Origin of the sequence: Lacinutrix sp. Hel_I_90 (assembly GCF_000934685.1) — a bacterium.
Lineage (GTDB): Bacteria > Bacteroidota > Bacteroidia > Flavobacteriales > Flavobacteriaceae > Lacinutrix.
This window is the reverse complement of record NZ_JYNQ01000001.1, coordinates 3694684-3714549: the sequence shown is the minus strand read 5'-3', so window position 1 is coordinate 3714549 and position 19866 is coordinate 3694684. Positions and strand designations below refer to the sequence as shown.

The following is a 19866-nucleotide window of genomic DNA, read 5'->3' as shown; positions in this document are numbered from 1 at the left end:
GCTCTCGTCATAAAGAAGTTATGCTTCTTTTTTTTAAATCGCTAACTCGCTGCTGTTTACAATGCTAATATGCCTATTACGAAATGTTTTTTTAAGGTTCTAAATCATCATAACCACTTTCTAAAACAATAAAAAGCATTTTAAATCTTTGGTTTGCTTCAATGGTATAAACCGTTTGACTTGGAATAATCATGGAATCACCATTTTGCATGTAACTGGACAAATTGTTTAACACTACCTCTGCTTTACCTTCAATAACATGAAGGAATGTAGAAAAAGAACTTACTTCGGGCTGGTAAACCTTACCATAATCTAGAGACAAAGCCATTATGTTTCCTGTTTTTTTGTTTAGAATATGTTTAATGTTTACTGAGTTTGAAACGTAGTCTAAAGTGTCTTTAATGTTAAAAGCAATTAAATTTTCAAATTCATAATGTTCCATAGCTTAATATATATTAGACCTATTAATTAATTGTGATGTACTAAAAATTAAACACCTCACACCTATTACTAATGTCGGTTTATTACAGAAAAAAAAAGCAGACTTAAAAGTCTGCTTTTTCAATTCTGTTTTGTTTTGTTTTTTTAAAAAATCAGCTCTTATTGCCGACCTTAAAACTGATATCTAAGACCCAAAGCGATGTCTAAGTCTAAGCCATCATTATTGAAATTTGAATCTCCAAAACCAAGTTCTGGTCTAAAATCTAATGAAATTAATAAAGGGATACCAAAATTGTATTCAATACCTATATCTCCCGCGATAAAAACAAAAGTATCTTTATAATCATCATTGTTATTATTATAATTATTAAAATTATATGATCCAACACCTCCACCAAGACCAAGATACCAATTAAAACGGTTTTCTATTGGCATCACCCATTGGTGTAAAGCCGTAATTTTAAAACCATCAAAATTCTTACCATCTCTCCATCCTAAATCCAACTCTAACCTATGGCTACTACTTAAACGTGCTTGATAAGATAGTTCTCCTCCAAAGCCGTCGCTATCTCCCAATCTAAGTCCTAGAGCATTTTTAGATATTTCTTGTGCATTCACTGTAAAACTTACTAATAGTATTAGTATGGCTGCGCTTATTATTTTTATCATGTTTTTTATTATTTAAATTATAATTATATTATTCCTTTGCTTTCGCGTTTTCTTCTGATTTTGCTCCCATTCTATTTAATGTGTACATCGGTGCAAACTTTAGTTTTAAACCTGCAATTTTCATATTATCAGAACTTGTTAACCCTTCATTTTCAACAGTATTTTTTCTGGTATCAATTGCCTCGTATAACAACTTAATTTCATCCCAATCTTCTCTCGAATAAGTATCTTTATTTGCCTGTGCTGTATCTACAAAATTTTGATATACGCTAAGTATATTGTCTTTGTTTATCCACTCAAACTTCATATCATCATTGATGTGGTTTTCACCAAGAAGAGAGGTTCTCAAATTATTTTTGAAAGCAACCATCTCTTGATGTTCTCTTTCAACCATAACCTCCGTTTTATAGGCTTCAAATAATGATGTTGATTCCTCTATATCCTTTTGTAACACTTCTTTTTCAGTAAGTTCATCTACATTTTTATTCGCAGCAAACCTATAAGCAGTATGCTCATTTTCAATAGTTTCCCAATTCGAACTCGCATTAGCTAGCTCTAAAGTACTTATTGAATCCACATAGTTTGAATAGTCTTCTACGTTTTCTGCAGCTATTTGTCTTTTATCATCATTACATGATGTAAAAATTAAGCCTAATCCGCATAATGCAATTGTAAATTTTATTATTTTCATGGTTTTTATTTTATTTATTATTTTTATTTATTCTTACTAAATTCCTTTACCGCCTATCAGTCTCAATAGTATCGCTATAACAGCAACAACTAATAAAACATGTATCAATCCACCTGCACTGTAGGCGAAAAAGCCTAATGCCCAACCAATAATCAAGAGGACTGCAATAATGTATAATAGACTTCTCATTTTGTCTTTTTTTAATGGTTAATATCCTATAATTCAATTTTTAGTTAGGCTTTATCCCCTAACAACCAAAAAGCTAATTATACGGACAAAGGTGATTATTTAACACTACATTCCGTTATATAATTATAGTACACTGTTACATAAATCACAGGTTTTAAAGAATGTATTATGAAAACAATACTATACTAATTACAATAGGCTAATTAGGTCTTTCTCTTAAAGACAAACAACTGAGTGGAATGGACATCACATGACTTCTAATGTGGCTATAGCCAATAAAAAAGGATAGCGATTAAAACGCTATCCTTTTATGTAAACATTATAACCCTTTTAATTGATTATATAAATCCTTATATTTTACTAGGAATAATATCAATAATCACAGTTCTGTTATAAGCTCTTTCTTCTGGATATTTATTATCAAAAGGAGACACATTTTCAGCCTCACCTAATCCTAATATCTTAAAGGTAACATCATTTCTTCCTACTTTTAAAAGGCTGTTTTTAAGAATATCTTTCACTTCATTAGCACGTTGGGTAGATAATATTTTATTATAATCTCTTTCTCCTATAATATCAGTATGACCATGAATAATAACCGTTCCGTTTTCAGGAATCTTAGGACTTACAATAGTACTTAAATACTCTTTATATAGAGACGGTGCGGTTGACTGATCGAATTCAAAAATAATACTGTATCTTATTCCTTCTTCTATCTCAGATGGCGTCCACAACACCATATGTGTAGACGTTTCTTTTACGATGGTATCACCACTTTCAGTTTGCCCTATCATTTTCACGTTGTAGGTGCCTTCAGGACGCGTGCCTAAAATTGATTTTCCAGAAATGCTAACACTTTCTCCTGTGTAAGGCCCAAATTTTTGTGTAACGCCCTCAGCATCTGAAATCTCCAATGACCACTTCTTAAACTTTACTTCATCACTCTTTGCACTAAAGGTTACATAGCTGTCAATAGGCGCTTCTTGCATGGCAACAATTTCTATTGGTTTAAGCGGTGCATTGGGCCCACTTTGGAATTCCATTAATAATTCTGAAGAATTGCTCTCAATAGAAACGCGACGATCGCCTTCACGTAGAAGAACCATATCGGCTTGAACACCACCATTTCCTTCTGGTTTTTCTGGTTTAAATTGGCCTTTAATACTAATTCTTGTCGCATTAATTCCAAATACATCCACTAAGTAGCTCTTAACAGAGCCTGCCATTGCTTCAGCATCTTCTGGCCCCTGCTTTGATGACCCCACCAAATTAATTGAAGTTGAAGGATATTTAACCATACGATCACCAAGAATATTGATAACATTATAATAAACATTCATTTGTCTTGCTGAACGCCCAGATTGAATTAATGGTGGTTCTGTTTCCAATTGTTCTCTACTGAAGGCCTTTACTTCACCCTTTTTAAGTAGCTTATAACGGTTTGAAATTTCAGTGGATCCCAAATCAAAATACACATAATTACGTAATGGAAATATTTCTCTTACAATTCGTTTTTCAGGAATATTTAAGGGCGCATCAACGGTAAAGTCAACTTTAGGAGGAACTACTACAGTGGCAACTTGCACTGGAGTATCAATTCTGTGACCTTGACCAAACTTAAGAACAACACCTGCTCTAATAGTCGTTAAATTCCAGGTTTCAATAGCACGTGGATTCTGTCCAAAATAAGGATGAAATGCTATAAAAGGTGACAGTGTAAATTGTGTCTTTTGACTATTAGAAGACAAGGGGATATCATATCCTGCACCAATTTGGGCAGAGATAATTGTTTTCTCCACAGCACTAAAATCGCCTTCGACATCTGCAGGTGCCATTTGATTAGGTAAATTTGGATTTATGCCTTGTTCGTACGTAAATGCTTGATTTTGAACAAAAGCAAAACGCGGTCCGCCATAGAAATATAAATTCGACTTAAATGGTGCATAACGCAAACTAGGCTCTACGGTAATATAGCTTAGGTCTGTACTCAAGTTTGCTGGACAATTACAATCTGTTAATTGCTGATCGAAATTTCCTTTGCGACTGTCTAATCCTGCTTGTAAAATAAATCCGAATCTTGTATTGGGTTTGTAAAACTCAATACTAGGCGCAAGAAACAATCCAAACCCGTTTCCTTTATGGAACGTTGTAGGAGGTGTAAAATCTGTAGACAACTGATTGGTTGAACCTTCATAGAAATTAGCGTTAGTTCCAGCAGCTACTCCAAAATACCAGGTAGGTGCAGAATATTGCCCCTCTTGTGCCTGTACAGCTTGGATTCCGATAACTATTAAAGCACTTACAAAAAGGCTTTTTAGAGAAAGGGACCACGCTGAATGCGATCCCTTTTTTAAATTAATTTTATTTTTCATAATTTGAAATTGAGAAATATTTAGATGATTGTTAATCAATAGGTTTAGTAATAATATTGGTATGTGTCATTATAACAGCTCCATTTCTAGCTAACATTCTACCTTCTGCGGTTGAATATGAATTCATTGTAATAGAGGTTAAGGCTAATATGTTTCCTTTAAAATCGGTATAATCTCCTATAGTAGCAGATCTACCAACTTGCCAAAAAACGTTTTTAGCTTTAGCACCACCTGCTAAAATCACATTTCCACCTGCACCACCTACTGTTGTAAAGTCAGAAGCAATTTGGAAAATCCAGGTCGCATTAGGGTCGCCTTGTGCATCAAGTGTTAAATCTCCTGATTCTATTAAAAGAGTAGAGGTTGTTTTATAGATCCCTGGTGCTAACGTTGTACCACCTTGATCACCAGACACTGTTGCAGGGGCTGGAGAAGAGGCTCCTTCAGCAAATAAATAAGCAGCTGTCAAGTCATCTTTAGCTTGTAATAACATGGCAGGTACGCCTGCAGGTGCGGTATCATCTGAAGCGAAAATAGCGCCATTAACTACAATTGCTGGAGGAAATCCAGTTAAAGAACTTCTTACGCCTGGGTAAATACCTACATCCATATTTCTAATTTCACTAAATCCAGCATTGTTGCTTACCGCAACACCTGCAATAATTCCAAATCTTGCAACACTTTGCAGATCTACCAAGGTTCCACCGGTGGACAGCGTATTAAAGTTCCATACATAGTCATTTGCCAATGCAATACCGCTAAGACTTTGAGCATCCGTTGTGATAGTACCGGTATAGGTTGTACCTTCTAAAAGAGGACTTCCTGGAACAAAGGTTAGTGTTGTGCCAGAATAAGATAGGGCTCCAGTTATTACCGTTGCTCCATTTTTTAAAGTAAAAGACGTATTATTAATCGTTGTATTATCCATGGTTTCACTAAAGACTGCCGTGATAACCTTATCAAGAGCAACTCCTGAAGCATTATTCATAGGATCAGTAGAAATTACTGTAGGCCCTGTAATAGTTCCTGTAGTAAAGGTCCACGTATAATCACTTACTAAAGCGGTACCTTGAACATTCCGTGCTCCTGTAGTCATAGTAGCAGTATATTCAGTAGCATCCAAAAGATTGTTCGTTGGATTAAATAGGGCCGTTTGACCTGAATAGCTCACAACACCTAGAACCTCAGTTGTTCCTTGTCTCAAGGTGAAAGTACTGGTGTTAATCGTTGAATGATTCATCAACATATTAAAATTTGCAGCAACTGTTTTGTTAAGAAATACATTAGTTGCTAAGTCCAATGGATCTGTTGAAGCAACCACTGGCGTAACCGTTGAACCGGTGCTAAATGTAAAAACATAGTCTTCTTGCAAAGCATTACCGTCCATATCCTTTACTAATGTTTTAACAGTACCAACATAGGTCGTGTTAATTAATAAAGCATTTGTTGGGTTAAACGAAGCCGTTGCTCCACTAAGAGAAACATTTCCTGCAATAACAACTGAACCTGCTTCTTCTATAATAAAAGAAGATTGGGTAAACGTTGTTGGATTCATCTCCTTGTTAAACAAAACCGTAATCGTTTGGTCTAATGGTACATTTATAGCACCATCCAACGGATTTGTTGAGGTAACAACAGGGCAAAGACCTATGACTTCTTCAAAATCATCATCTGAACATCCAGAAAACAATGAAATACATAGTATTACAAAGGGTAAAATTAAATTTTTAATTTTCATTTTTATTAGGTTTTAGTGTTTATTCTTAAGTGCTGTGTTTACAGCTTTTTTTTGCCTCTGACAGAATCATCATTAGCCTATTATTGCGTATTTTTTTTAAATCATCTTAAAAAAATACAGCCTAAGTTGTTTTTAAAATTTCTTCTATTTCTTCTTTAGTTTTACCCAGGGTGATTTGAAGTTTAGCAATCATCTCTTCTTTCTCTCCTTTCTCAAACAATAAATCAGAATCAGTCAACGCAGCAAATTTTAATTTAAGTCTGGCTTTTTGAGCGCTCCATGTTTGATTAATTCCAGTTGTGTCCATACCCTATAGCGATTATATTTTTTAAAAGACAAAGGTGACTTTACAAGGCCTTAGAAGTGTTATATAACTTTTATAATTAGTTACATCATTCACACATAAGCACAAGGAAAACAGCCGATTTTTGTTGGATTAACCAGGAGACGTACTGTTATTTTTGGATAATTCAGGATCTTCAAACAACAGGTTTAGAAGACAAATAGAAAAAAGGTGTTGGCGGAGTACACATAATTTATTACATTAGAGCGTGTTATAAATATGTTCTTCAGGATGGATTTACTTGCAATGACATACGAAAGAAAAACACAATTCTCAAGCGCTGTTCTTTTACTATTCTTAAATATAGGGTAGTCGCTTTAGTGACTAACACCCATGAAAGAGGCGAAAGTAATTTACCAGGAACACAAATGCTAAAACATCGTAAATTTTTTAAACTAAATTTATCTTATTAAATTTTTCAGAAGCCAAAGTCTATACAATAAATTTTTAATCCTTATTTTTATTACACATATCCTTTATTATACGATAAATATAACTATAGCCTCAAACAATTCATTTTCAATATGACCCCCTCTCAGTTGACAAATATGTTTCTAGATCAGAGCAAAGACCACATTTGGATCATTGATCTGAACTTTAAATTGATTTATGCCAATAAAAGTTGGTTCAGCCTAGTAAAAGAAGTTACAGGTAATGAAAAGAAGCTTAACGAATCTGCATTTGTAGAAGGCTTTGGTGAGGGCTATATAAAAAAATGGAAAGCGTATTATAGCAGGGCGCTCAAAGGAGAGCATTTTAAAGTTGAGGAACATTATTCTCATCCAGAAACAAATGAAATACATTATGGCCAAATCACGATAAAACCTTTAAAGGGAGACGATAATGAAATTTTTGCTGTTGCTTGCCAAGCAAGTGATATTACAAGTGTAATAAAGGATGCCTCTGAAGCGAATCAATTACTTGATGCTTCATTAGATGTTTTTTGTACTGTTAATGAACAAGGCCATTTTGTTTATGTGAGCAACGCTGCGACAACACATTGGGGATACTTACCCAAAGAATTAATAGGCGAACCTTACATCGATTTTATTCTGGAAGAGGATGTGCCAAAAACCAACGAAATAGCAACTGCTATTCTTAGTGGTCAGGACATAAAATCTTTCTTTAATCGTTACAAAAAAAAAGATGGTGGTATTGCTTATAATTTATGGTCAGTGACATGGAATAACACTTCTAAACTGATGTATTGTACAGTAAGAGATGCTAAAGAAATAATTGCCCAGGAAGAAAAAGTTAAACACAGCGAACAGCGCTTTAAAGCATTGGTTCAAGAAGGTTCCGACCTTATAGCAATACTGGACGTAGAAGGCAACTATCTATATGTTAGCCCAACTAGCACTGCCGTTCTTGGGATTGAACCAGAAGAATTTACAGGAAGAAATGCACTAGAGTTTGTCCATCCAGAGGATGTAGAAAGAACCTTAGGTAGTTTAAAAAAAATAGCCACCGAAGACAGGGTGATAGTAGAGCCCTTTCGTTTTCAAAACAACAAAAAAGAATGGCGATGGATTGAAACGGTGTTAACAAATATGCTAGACAATTCTGCAGTGAAAGGCATTGTAGCCAATTCACGAGACATCACCCCTAAAATTGAGGAAAACCATAAGCTAAAACTCCTTGAAAGTGTAATTACCCATACTAATGATGCCATTTTAATTACCGAAGCGGAGCCCTTAGATAAGCCAGGACCGAAAATCATTTATGTAAACGAGGCTTTTACCAAAATGACAGGCTATACCTCTGAAGAAGTTATGGGTAAATCCCCTCGGATTCTTCAGGGACCAAAATCGGACTCAGAAGCACTTGCAAAACTGGGAGTGGCACTCAGAAATTGGGAACCACATGAAATAACCACCATCAACTATAAAAAAAACGGAGAGGAATTCTGGGTCAATTTCACGGTGACTCCTGTAACCAAAGAAAAAGGCTCGTTTACCCACTGGATTGCCATAGAACGGGATGTAACCAATCAAAAAAATAAAGAATTAGAAAAAGAACTTCTCAATAAAATAAGTAAGATTTTTAATCAAAGTACGGACAATGAGTTAATAGCATGTCTATCAGAGCTATGTGAGAAAATCACTAAATTTGGCGGTTTTGATTTCGTTGAAATATGGTTGCCTGCTATTGACAATAAAACAATTAATCGTGTCGCACATTATGTTGAAGGCGAAACCGGAAATGCATTTTATAATGCAGCCCAAAACTTAGATTCCTTTAGCATAATGCAGGAAATGCCTGACCATGTTTGGCAAAACAAAACAACAGAAATTTGGGAAGAAGGTAATGCCCAATGGCAGGTTTTTGAGAGAAAAGAAGCCGCAAGAAAAGCAGGCATTCAAAACTTAGTACGCGTGCCTTTAAAGCACAAGGGAGAGATTATAGGCAGACTTTTGATGGGTACAGAAAAAACCAAATCAGCTCTGGAGCTACATTTAAAGCTATTTCAAAAATTAGAATCAACCATAGGTGCTGAACTGAGTCGAAAGAAAACAGAAATCGAACTCGCTCAAATATTTAACTTTACTCCAGATATCATTTGTGTAGCAGGTTTTGACGGTTATATAAAGCGAATCAATCCTGCAGGCTTAAATATACTCGGATATTCCTTAGAAGAAATGCGTTCACGACCAATCAAATCATTTGTACATGAGGAAGATAGGCTAATCACAAAAGAAAAACAAACGGAATTATATTCTGGTGGAAATCTACAAAATTTTGAAAACCGTTATATCACAAAAGAAGGAAAAATAGTATGGTTAAGCTGGACTGCTAGCTCTACTAAAGAGCAGGGTATTGTATATGCCGTTGCCAAAAATGTTACGGAAGAAAAGAAACTAAGAGAATTGGATAAACAGGTTCGCAGTATTGCCCAAATTGGAAGTTGGGAGATGGATTTAGTGAATCAAAGTCTCTTTTGGTCAGACGAGGTACACCGATTGCATGGTACGGACCCCAAATTATTTACACCAAATTTAGAGGAGGCCATTAATTTTTACAGAGCCGATTTTCGCCAATTGGTGCGCTCGAGTGTTGAAAAATGTATCTCTACTAGAGAACCTTATGATCTTCAAGCTGTAATTGTTACCGCTAAAAACAAAGAACTTTGGGTTCGTGCTCATGGGAATGCTGAATTTGTTGACGGTGAATGTAAACGCATCTACGGTAGTTTTCAGAATATAACCGAACGTAAAGAAGCAGAAATAAGGCTGCAATCTTTAGCCAACAATCTTCCTGGTGTGGTATTTCAATACATCACCTATCCTGATGGCACAGACCGTTTAAAATATATCACCAAAGGTTCACAAGAGGTATGGGGCTTTACTGCGGAAGAAGTGTATGAAAACAACGAGCTGGTTTGGGAAAGAATGGCGGCTGCGGGTGAAATTGAAAAAGTTAATGACAGTATAGCTGAGGCTATAGCGTTAAGAACGAAATGGACAGCCCGATGGAAATATGTCATGCCTACTGGTGAAATGAGAACACATCTCGGATATGGATCCCCATCTTTTTTAGCGGATGGCACCATCGTTTTTAACTCAATTATTCTTGACATTACGCAGGAAGCCAAAAACGAGGAATTGTTAGAGCAGGTTACAAAAATAGCACGAATAGGCAGTTGGGAGCTTGACTTAGTAAACCAAGACGGCGACACGATGTACTGGTCTCCCATGTTATTTAAAATATTGGAACTAGAGGATGACTACAATCCTACCTTAACCGGAGGCATCGAATTTCATATTGGGGAAAGTAAAGCACGAATACAGAAAGCACTAGATCTTTTAATTAAGGAAGGGACTGAGTTTGATGAGGAGATCTTATTACTTACAGCCAATGGGCATGAACGATGGATTCGCTGCATTGGCAAAAGCGAAATAGTGAATAACAAGCGTACCAGAATTTATGGTAGTTACCAGGACATTCATGAGCGAAAGCTAGCCGCAATGGCGTTAGAGAAAAGTTTGAAAGTATTAAAAGATTATAAATATTCTTTAGATCAGTCTGCCATTATTGCTTTTACAGATAAGAAAGGTGTCATTACTTCAGTTAATGATAATTTTTGTGAAATTTCAAAATATAATAGTGAAGAGATTATTGGTAAAACCCATCGCCTGATTAATTCTAAACATCACCCAAAAGATTTTTTTAAAGCATTATGGAAAACGATAGCTTCTGGAAAGGTATGGCGCGGAGAAATAAAAAATAAAGCAAAAGACGGATCCTATTATTGGGTAGATACTACGATTGTCCCTTTTCTTGATGAAAAAAATAAGCCCTCTCAATATTTAGCCATTCGTTTTGATATCACTTCAAGAAAAATAGCAGAAGAAGAAAAAAATAGCTTGCAAAAAACTATAGAAAACAGCCTCAATGAAATTTATATATTCGATGCAAAAACATTCTTGTTTAGCTATGTTAACAAAGGTGCACTACTTAACTTAGGCTATTCAGAACAAGAAATAGAAGCATTAACGCCTCTAGATCTAAAGCCGGAATTTACAACCACTTCTTTTAAAGAACTTGTGTCCCCATTAGTTAATAATGAAAAAGAGAAAATTATATTTTTTACCAATCACCAAAGAAAAGAAGGCAGTCTTTATCCTGTGGAAGTCCATTTACAATTGGTAACAGAAGGCAACAATAAAAGATTTTTAGCCATTATTCTCGATATAACAGAACGTAAAAAAGCAGAAGAAAGTATCCTCCTAGCTAACGAGCGATTCGAAAAGGTAACGCAAGCAACCAATGATGCTATATGGGATTGGGATATCGTAAACCAAACATTTTACCGTTCAGAAGCTATTGATAGATTTTTTGGAAAAGAAACGTCAAAATCTTTTAATAAGGATGATTTCTGGAAAGATGCTTTTCATCCAGATGATACAGACAAAATTAAAAGGCGTGTTGATGAAGCAATTGCCGATCCCTCTTGTACACGATTAGAATTGGAATATAGAGTATTTAATGAACATGGGGAAATACTTTATGTAATAGATCGGGGTGTAATCATTAGAAATAAAGACGGGAAAGCCATTCGAATGGTAGGCGCAATGACCGATGTTACAAAGCAAAAAAAATTAGATGAAGAAAATAGGTTCAAGGCTAATTTACTAAGCATGATAGGGCAGGCGGCTGTAGCAACAGACCTAGAAGGCACTGTTAATTACTGGAACAACGCTGCTGAAACTATTTATGGCTGGAAACAGGAAGAAGCAATAGGAAAGAACATCATGGATCTAACACCGTCGGAAACCAATGAAGCGCAAGCTAAGCAGATAATGAATGAACTAACAAAAGGACAAACATGGTCAGGAGAATTTAAGGTAAAGAAAAAAGATGGAACCAATTTTCCTGTTATGGTTACCAATTCTCCAATTTATGATGAGAGTAATACACTATCAGGTATCATTGGTATTTCATCAGATATTACGCAGGAAGTCAAAAACAAGGCCTTGCTAGCCAAGTATACTCGTGAACTGGAACGCTCAAACGAAGAATTAGAGCAATTTGCCTTCATTGCCTCTCATGACTTACAAGAGCCGCTAAGAATGGTTACTGGTTTTATGGATCAATTAAAAAGAAAATACGGAGAACAGCTTGATGAAAAGGCACACCAATATATTCATTTCGCAACCGATGGTGCGAAAAGAATGAAGCAAATCATTCTTGATCTCTTAGTATATTCCAGAGCAGGCAGATTAAATGAAGGAAAGGAAATTGTAGACTTAAACGAAGTTCTTCTTGACTTTAAGCAATTAAGAAGAAATCTTCTTTCAGAAAATTCTGCTATCATTAAGACTCAAAAATTACCAACACTTAACACGTATAAAGCTTCTATTACCCAAGTACTTCATTGCCTTTTAGACAATGCCATTAAATATTCTGCTTCAGGTACGGCTCCAATTGTAGAGATTAAGGCCACTGAAAATGAAAACGAATGGGAATTCTCGGTTGAGGATAATGGGATAGGAATTGATCCTCAATTCTACGATAAAATATTTGTTATGTTTCAAAGACTGCATAATAGGGATACCTATTCCGGAACAGGCATAGGCCTATCCATCGCCAAAAGACACATTGACTATTTAGGAGGACAAATTTGGCTGAAGTCTGCAGTAGGAAAAGGCACCATATTTTACTTCACAATTCCAAAAAACAAATAATTATGAAAGATGAAAAAATGAAATTAGCACATATTCTTTTGGTAGAAGATAATGAAGGTGATATTTTACTTACCCTCGATGCCTTTGAAGAATGTAAAGTAAAAACAGAAATTAGCATTGCGAGAAACGGCCAAGAGGCCCTTGACTTTCTTTTTAAGAGAGGGGCGTTTACAGAGGCAAAAAAGCCTGATCTTATTTTATTAGACATTAATATCCCTATATTTAATGGCCATGAAGTTTTGCAACAGATTAAAGCCGATTTAAAACTTAAAAAAATCCCTGTTATCATGCTCACCACTTCCTCTGATGAACAAGATTTAAATAAAGCCTATGAAAGTCACTGCAATAGCTATGTAAAAAAACCACTCGACATGAATGATTTTTTAAGTGCCATTTTAAAAATTGAAGAATTTTGGTTGCAAATAACATCGTTAGCAGATTAAGAATATGACAGAAATACTTGCCCCTACAGAAAAGTTGACGATTCTTATCATTGAAGACAATCATGGTGATTTCGTCCTAATTGAGGATTATTTACTTGAGAAATTTACAGACATTACTATAGTTCACTGTACAGATTATGCGCACTCCGCAAATTACCTAAAGCACACCACAGAAACCCTTTCTTTAATATTATTAGACCTGAATTTACCAGATATGCAAGGTGTTCCATTAATAAATGAGGTTTTAGCCTGTAATCATGAGGTACCCGTTATTGTTCTTACTGGATATTCAGACCTTAGCATGGCTAAAAAGAGTTTACAAATTGGTGTTTCTGATTATTTAGTAAAAGACGAAATTAATCCAATGATATTGTATAAAACTATCATTTTTGCGATAAATAGGAGTAATTACATTAATCAGATTGAACATGAAAAACGAAATTATGAAAATCTATTTAACTTTAATCCACAACCCACTTGGCTCTTAGATGCTAAATCCTTAAACATAATCAATGCCAACCTGGCTGCACAAAATAAATATGGCCTTTCTTTGAGCGATTTTCAAAAGCTATCCTTTGTAGAACTGCATCCCAAAGAAGAACAACAACACATAAAAAATAAACTCATTTCAAAAGAAGAGCCCTTTAACAATAAACACTTTACACATTTATTAAGTGATGGCAAAGAAATTAAAGTAGAAATCTGTTTCCAAGAAATCACAGGCACCAAAGACCACAAACTAATTGTACAATCGAATGATATTTCTGAAAGTTTGCAGCACATTAGTACCATCGAAAATCAAAATGCCACATTTAGAGACATAGCATGGACCCAGTCTCATGTGGTAAGGGCTCCCCTTTCTAGAATATTAGGAATAGTAAATTTACTTGAGGAGCAGCCAGATAATTTTGATAAAATCGCTTTCTGGTTGAAACAGTTAAAAACTTCAACAAACGAAATGGATGCGATCGTAAAAAAAATAGTTAGAGAAACAAATCAATTTGAACAAGACTAATTTTAATTACATGAAAAAGGAAATATTTATTATTGATGACGATCCCATTTACACCATGATTGTTTCAATGATGATAAATGATATTGATGCTTCTTTACCTATTAATGAATGTAAAAATGGTGAAATTGGGTTGGAGAAGCTGGAAAAGATAAAAAATGCGAAGCATGAAGTTATCGTACTCTTAGATATTAACATGCCAGTGCTTAACGGCTGGAATTTTCTAGAAACAATAGAGAAGCATGATTTTTATAAGCTGCCGCAACTTCTTATCGTCATGGTGTCGTCCTCTGTGGATGAAAGTGATATCTTAAGAAGCCAACAGTATAAGTCTGTGAGCTCATTTTATCACAAACCTTTAGAAAAAAAAGATCTTAAAACCATTCTTGGTCTGGATTAAAATTATTTTAATCTTCCTTCGCTTTTAGTTGTAGCTCCTACTCTACTTCTATTCTCTAATTAAGTCTATTGCTACTTTTTTTTATTGCTAATCATTACCAAAACACCACCAACCAGCAGTATTGCACCAAGTATTGGTGACCATTGAACTGGATGGTTCTTTTTCGCATTCAATTGAATGGGTCCTAGATCAACCACTTTTTCTGTAGTAACATAATTAAAACCCGTGTACATGATCATAATAAGCCCTATGACAACAAGTAAAATCCCTAAAGTTTTCGTATTCATAATTTGAGTATTAAAATAAGCTGTTTTAAAGGATTTTTTTTCCTGAGATAACTCTTAATAAGATTACAACAACAGCAATTACAAGCAAAAGATGAATTAGTCCACCAGCATTAAAGCCTACAAGTCCTACTAACCATGCTATGATTAAAACAACGACGATTAAATACAATACATTTCCCATACACACCTATTTTATTTACCAAATATCGCTGTCTTTTAATACAATAGCGTTGCAGAATTAAGGGTAAGTGTTACAAGATTCACACGTTTTTAGTGGTGATTTTTTTAGAAAAAAAGACAAAGGTTCATCAACAGACTCCCAATAATTTAAAACATCACAAAAAGTATTTTTTGTGCTCTTAATAAACAATTATTACATGCGTTCCATATACCATTTCAATTGTTTTTCCATTTTATTATAGCGCAAAACTTCAGTAATTACTTTTTTTAGACGCAGAAAAGCAGTTTCGCTTTTTACAATATAATCAGCAGCCTTGTGATGCATACATTCAACAGCCACTCTAATTTTATCTTGCGACGAAAGAATTATAACAGGAATATCAGGGTTGAACGCTTTTATTTTATCTAATGTTTCCAGCCCATTCATGGCCGCTTTTTCAATACCATCGAGATGGTAGTCTAAAATAATCACATCTGGCTTATTTGATAAATTCGCGAGACAACGTTCTCCTGTAGAAAATGTTTCAATTTCAAAATCGCCACTTCCTATAAAATCAATTTCCAAGGTTTTGAGAAACAGTGCATCATCATCCACCAGAAAAAGTTTTATTTTATTATTGTTATTCATGCTTTGTGTTTTTAAAGTTTTCAAGATCCACTAACAATTCTAGACAAGCCTGATTACACACTTTTTCAAGTTGCTTTACCAAATTTGGTAAGTCTTCTATCTCCTGCATAGTGCAGGCCAATTCCTGAACTTTTTTAGCGATATTTACGTAATCGGTATGAATACCTACAATTGTAAAGGAAGGAATCATTTTATGAACTGCTGTTTGTAGTGTTTTCCAATCTTTTTCTAACAGGCTTTGATTCATGGCACTAATTAGCGGCGGCGTTTGCTCTAGATAAAGGGAAATCATTTCCATCATCAATACCGGATTGGATTTTGTTCGGGTATTTAAATATTGTAAGTCGGTGCATTTATCTTTTATTGGGTTATCACCATCACTTGCATCGGACTCCATATTAACAGAATTCTTCTTTATATACCCTATCATTTTACTGTATAATATCCGTTCATCAACAGGTTTTGCTATGTAATCATCCATGCCAACTGCTTTGCATTTAGCTAAATCCACGGTAGTAACGTCTGCAGTTAAAGCAATGATAGGAATGTCACTATTCATAGTCTTCCGAATATAATCGGTTGCTTCAAACCCATTCATTTCAGGCATTTGCAAATCCATTAGAATAAGATCATATGTTTTGGTTTGCATTTTATCGATAGCGATTTTTCCGTTTTCTGCAATATCGCATTCAAATCCAAAATCATCTAATAGTGTTCTCATTAGCAATTGATTGAGTTGAATGTCTTCTACAACCAATACGTTTACGTTAGACACGTCTTCATCATATTCTGCAAGTTCTATTTCTACTAAAGCATCTGCTTTTGTTTTCTGAAAAGGCAATGTAAAGCTAAAGGTAGTGCCTTCATTGATTTTACTTGTTACGCGAATACTTCCGCCTTGTGGCTCTACTAATTGTTTTACAATGGCAAGTCCTAAACCTGTCCCTCCATACAGGCGCGAGGTTCCGCTTGATGCTTGCTGGAAGTTTTCAAATATCGTTTCTATTTTCGAATCTGGTATTCCAATTCCGGAATCGGAAACAGAGAATTCGACGGTTGCTTCGTGTTCATCTTCATGGAGTAATTTGGTGCTGACTTTAATTTCTCCTCTAATTGTAAACTTAACAGCATTACTGACCAAATTCATAATGATTTGGTGTAAACGTACCGGGTCACCCAACAGTACATCTGGTATTCTATGATCGTATACTTTTGTTAGTTTTAAATTCTTTTCGTGAATTTTTGGTTCAAATAAATGGAGCATCGCAGAGATGGATAAGGATATTTTAAACGGTATTTGTTCAAACACCATTTTACCTGCATCTACTTTTGCCAAATCGAGTATGTCGTTAATAAGCACAATCAATGCATCTCCACTAACTTTAATAGCTCTTAAATATTCTTTTTGTTTTACGGTCAAGTCTGTTTTTAGCAACACTTTTGTAAAGCCGATGATGGCGTTCATTGGCGTGCGTATTTCATGGCTCATATTTGACAAAAACTGCTGTTTTGCTTTCACGGCGTCTTCAGCAATCAATCTGTCTTTTTCAGCTTTTGTTTTCGCCTCCTCTGCAATTAGTGTTGCCATTTCTGCAAACAGCATGGCTTCTGTAAGTTCTTTAGCCGCTCTCTTCTGTTCGGTAACATCTCGGGCTACAATAACGATGCCGTCTACATTTCCTTTTTCATCTTTATAAATAGAGCCATTAAATAACACATCGGTTAATTTGCCGTTTTTGTGACGCAGTGTCAGCGGAAAATCGGCAACAGACCCTTTTGCAAATACTTCCAAATAAACGTCTCTTGCTTTTTTTGGTTCTGTAAAATAATCGAGAAAGTCAGAGTCTGTTAGTTCTTCCCTTGTCAACCCTGTCACATTGGTTAAAGCCTCGTTCATATCAGTTATCTTACCTTTTGAACTAATGGTAACCAATGGATCCAAACTAGCTTCAATGAGACTCAAAGAATACTGGGAGTCTAATTTTATATCAATATTAGACGCTTTAAGTTTTTCATTGGTAAGGTTTTGTCTTGTATTCTTAATATTTTGATACGCTAGTTCCTCATTAGCGATAGCGAATTCAGCAGCACGTTTTTCTTTCTCAGTATTCTGGAAGGCGAGCTCTTTGTTGGCAATAATCAATTCTGCTGCACGCTTCTCTTTTACTTTATTTTGATACGCCAGTTCTTTATTGGCAATAACCAATTCAGCGGCACGTTTTTCCTTCTCTGTATTTTGGAAAGCGAGCTCTTTATTGGCTATTACCAATTCTGCAGCGCGTTTCTCTTTTACTTTATTTTGATAGGCTAGTTCTTTATTAGCAATAACTAATTCGGCGGCACGTTTTTCCTTCTCTGTATTTTGGAAAGCGAGCTCTTTATTGGCTATTACCAATTCTGCAGCGCGTTTCTCTTTTACTTTATTTTGATAGGCTAGCTCTTTGTTGGCAACAACCAACTCACTGGCTCTTTTTTCTATCTCTTTATTTTGAATGGCTAGTTCTGCATTAGCTTCTCTTAAATCTATTGCCCACTTTTGAAGGGTAACATCACGAGCCGCAGCAAAAACGCCGAGCACATTCCCTTTGTCATCTCTATAAACGGAAGCATTATAGACCACATCAGTTAAGTGTCCATTTTTATGCTTTATCGTCAATCGATAATCAGACACAAACCCTTTTTCAAACACTTGAAGATAACCTTCCTGTGCTTTTTTAGGGTCTGTAAAATAATCGGAGAAGTTTGTATTAATTAGTTCTTCTCTAGAGCAGCCAGTAACTTTTATTGATGCTTCGTTAACATCAGTTATTTTCCCTTCTGCACTTATTGTAACCAATGGATCTAAGCTCGCTTCAATTAAGCTTCTCGCATAATTAAAATCTTCTGTATTTGTGTTTTTCATTTCCTGCTTTATCACTAGATTCGTGTAGTTATCCCAATCAAATTCCTTCTAATGGGCTACGTCTTTTATTTTTTAATTTTTTAAAGTGAGAAGGCGAAAGTCCCGTTACTTTTTTAAACTGATTGGATAAATGGGCGACACTGCTGTAATTCATTTTCCATGCAATTTCAGTGATACTTAATTCACCATAAATAATCAATTCCTTGATTCTTTCAATTTTGTGAGCGATAATGAATTGCTCAATGGTGGTTCCTTGAACTTCAGAGAATAAATTGGACATATACGTGTAATCATGATTTAACTTCTCACTTAAATAATTTGAAAAGTTTATTTTGATGACTTCGTCTGAATGGTGAACCATTTCAATAATGGCATTTTTAATTTTCTCAATCAAAACAGCACGCTTATCGTCCATTAATTCAAACCCAGATTTGAGAAGCGCCATTTTTATTTCATTCCGCTGTTCTTCAGAAATGTTTTCCATTATTTCCACTTCGCCTAAATCGACTATGATAAAGTGTAGACCAAGCCTTGTTAAGGCTTCTTTTACCGCTATTTTGCAACGGTTGCTTACCATGTATTTAATATGTAGTTTCAAATGGGATTTTTGTTAAATGTACAATTAAATCAAGGTAAAAGAACTTATATTCTTAAGTAAGAATATAAAATGGTTTAAATACTATTGGTTCCTGTCTATTTATTATTTAAATGTAGTAAAATCTAAACTTGATACGCATCCAATTTATAAAGCGTACTTAGCTAATTACTACAAGGGCATCACCAGTGCTTTGCGGCACATAGTTACATAGTTCACATAGCACAATCCCATGCTACAATCTTATTAGAGCTAGTGCCAAAATAATGGGTGTAGAAGAAATACTTAAAATAAAGCGCTTTATTAAAAAAGAAAAGATATTTTTGAGTTTGAATCATTATTTATGAACCTTTAAAATTTTTATTATGAAACCATCATCACCAACAAAAATTATTTGGATTATTGCATTAGTAGTAGGTATTCTTGGAATTTTAGGTCGTTATGCTGAAATCCCGTTGGCAACAGAGTATAATTATTCATTTTTGCTCACAGGTTTTGTTCTTTTGGCATTAGGAACTACATTTAAAGGCATTTAGTGTAATAATTTTTGCTTCCCCTACGCTTCGAAGTTTGCTTTTCTGCGCTTCGAAGTTTGCAACGTCTATGTAGTATAGTCATGCAACTTAATCTTGAAATTAATCTTTTAAGAACAGATGTTACGATTTAAATTTATCTGGAGATAAGAAGTTCTAAACACCCTACAACACCAACACAATAAAAAGCTGCTACTATTACAATAACAGAATTAAAACTGAAGCAGTCCCTAATCTGAGGTTTTATTAAAATTCTAA

General features: G+C 34.9%; 17 protein-coding genes. 5 read left to right on the top strand and 12 right to left on the bottom strand.

The genetic code is table 11. The annotated features are described in order from the left end of the window. Window positions 1–91: 91 nt before the first annotated feature. The 7 genes from GQ46_RS16590 to GQ46_RS16565 form a co-directional block, all read right to left on the bottom strand. The gene (locus GQ46_RS16590) at window positions 92–442 is read right to left on the bottom strand and encodes a hypothetical protein (RefSeq protein WP_044404170.1); all 351 of its coding nucleotides are present in this window, start codon (window positions 440–442) and stop codon (window positions 92–94) included. Window positions 443–612: 170 nt separating this feature from the next. After that, window positions 613–1110: a hypothetical protein gene (locus tag GQ46_RS16585; protein ID WP_044404168.1), complete on the bottom strand. Its 498-nt coding sequence runs from the start codon at window positions 1108–1110 to the stop codon at window positions 613–615. 28 nt (window positions 1111–1138) lie between these two features. Further along, on the bottom strand, window positions 1139–1801 hold the full coding sequence (locus GQ46_RS16580; protein WP_044404166.1) for a hypothetical protein: 663 nt from the start codon (window positions 1799–1801) through the stop codon (window positions 1139–1141). Between the two features lie 36 nt (window positions 1802–1837). Beyond that, window positions 1838–1990 carry a lmo0937 family membrane protein gene (locus GQ46_RS17820; protein ID WP_156133271.1) on the bottom strand — a complete coding sequence of 51 codons (153 nt, stop codon included), beginning with the start codon at window positions 1988–1990 and terminating at the stop codon, window positions 1838–1840. A gap of 350 nt (window positions 1991–2340) precedes the next feature. Further along, window positions 2341–4362, bottom strand: coding sequence for an OmpA family protein (locus GQ46_RS16575; RefSeq protein WP_044404164.1), 2022 nt, complete (start codon window positions 4360–4362; stop codon window positions 2341–2343). Between the two features lie 31 nt (window positions 4363–4393). After that, window positions 4394–6100: an ice-binding family protein gene (locus tag GQ46_RS16570; RefSeq protein WP_044404162.1), complete on the bottom strand. Its 1707-nt coding sequence runs from the start codon at window positions 6098–6100 to the stop codon at window positions 4394–4396. 121 nt (window positions 6101–6221) lie between these two features. Further along, window positions 6222–6407 (bottom strand): general stress protein CsbD, encoded by a 186-nt coding sequence (locus GQ46_RS16565; protein WP_044404160.1) that lies wholly within the window; start codon window positions 6405–6407, stop codon window positions 6222–6224. Between the two features lie 584 nt (window positions 6408–6991). Between GQ46_RS16565 and GQ46_RS16560 the strand changes: the two genes are divergently transcribed. From GQ46_RS16560 to GQ46_RS16545, 4 genes are read left to right on the top strand one after another with little or no spacing between them, the layout of a single operon-like run. Continuing rightward, window positions 6992–12628 carry a PAS domain S-box protein gene (locus GQ46_RS16560; RefSeq protein ID WP_044404157.1) on the top strand — a complete coding sequence of 1879 codons (5637 nt, stop codon included), beginning with the start codon at window positions 6992–6994 and terminating at the stop codon, window positions 12626–12628. 2 nt (window positions 12629–12630) lie between these two features. Next, window positions 12631–13071: a response regulator gene (locus GQ46_RS16555; RefSeq protein ID WP_231567364.1), complete on the top strand. Its 441-nt coding sequence runs from the start codon at window positions 12631–12633 to the stop codon at window positions 13069–13071. A 4-nt stretch (window positions 13072–13075) separates the two neighbouring features. After that, entirely contained in the window at window positions 13076–14086 is a 1011-nt protein-coding gene (locus GQ46_RS16550) for a response regulator (RefSeq protein WP_044404155.1), read from the top strand. Between the two features lie 10 nt (window positions 14087–14096). Continuing rightward, window positions 14097–14483 (top strand): response regulator, encoded by a 387-nt coding sequence (locus GQ46_RS16545; RefSeq protein WP_044404153.1) that lies wholly within the window; start codon window positions 14097–14099, stop codon window positions 14481–14483. A 71-nt stretch (window positions 14484–14554) separates the two neighbouring features. Here GQ46_RS16545 and GQ46_RS16540 read toward each other — a convergent pair whose 3' ends face one another. From GQ46_RS16540 to GQ46_RS16525, 5 genes are all read right to left on the bottom strand, one after another. Further along, on the bottom strand, window positions 14555–14770 hold the full coding sequence (locus tag GQ46_RS16540; protein WP_044404150.1) for a hypothetical protein: 216 nt from the start codon (window positions 14768–14770) through the stop codon (window positions 14555–14557). Between the two features lie 25 nt (window positions 14771–14795). After that, window positions 14796–14951 carry a lmo0937 family membrane protein gene (locus tag GQ46_RS17815; protein ID WP_156133269.1) on the bottom strand — a complete coding sequence of 52 codons (156 nt, stop codon included), beginning with the start codon at window positions 14949–14951 and terminating at the stop codon, window positions 14796–14798. A gap of 192 nt (window positions 14952–15143) precedes the next feature. Beyond that, window positions 15144–15578 (bottom strand): response regulator, encoded by a 435-nt coding sequence (locus GQ46_RS16535; RefSeq protein ID WP_044404149.1) that lies wholly within the window; start codon window positions 15576–15578, stop codon window positions 15144–15146. Beyond that, entirely contained in the window at window positions 15571–18480 is a 2910-nt protein-coding gene (locus tag GQ46_RS16530; RefSeq protein ID WP_044404145.1) for a PAS domain-containing hybrid sensor histidine kinase/response regulator, read from the bottom strand. The genes GQ46_RS16535 and GQ46_RS16530 overlap by 8 nt, the downstream gene beginning before the upstream one ends. A gap of 37 nt (window positions 18481–18517) precedes the next feature. Continuing rightward, window positions 18518–19057: an AraC family transcriptional regulator gene (locus tag GQ46_RS16525; RefSeq protein WP_044404143.1), complete on the bottom strand. Its 540-nt coding sequence runs from the start codon at window positions 19055–19057 to the stop codon at window positions 18518–18520. A 383-nt stretch (window positions 19058–19440) separates the two neighbouring features. On the opposite strand from GQ46_RS16525, the gene GQ46_RS17910 reads away from it, so the two are divergent. After that, window positions 19441–19611 (top strand): hypothetical protein, encoded by a 171-nt coding sequence (locus tag GQ46_RS17910; protein WP_197077370.1) that lies wholly within the window; start codon window positions 19441–19443, stop codon window positions 19609–19611. Window positions 19612–19866: the final 255 nt, after the last annotated feature.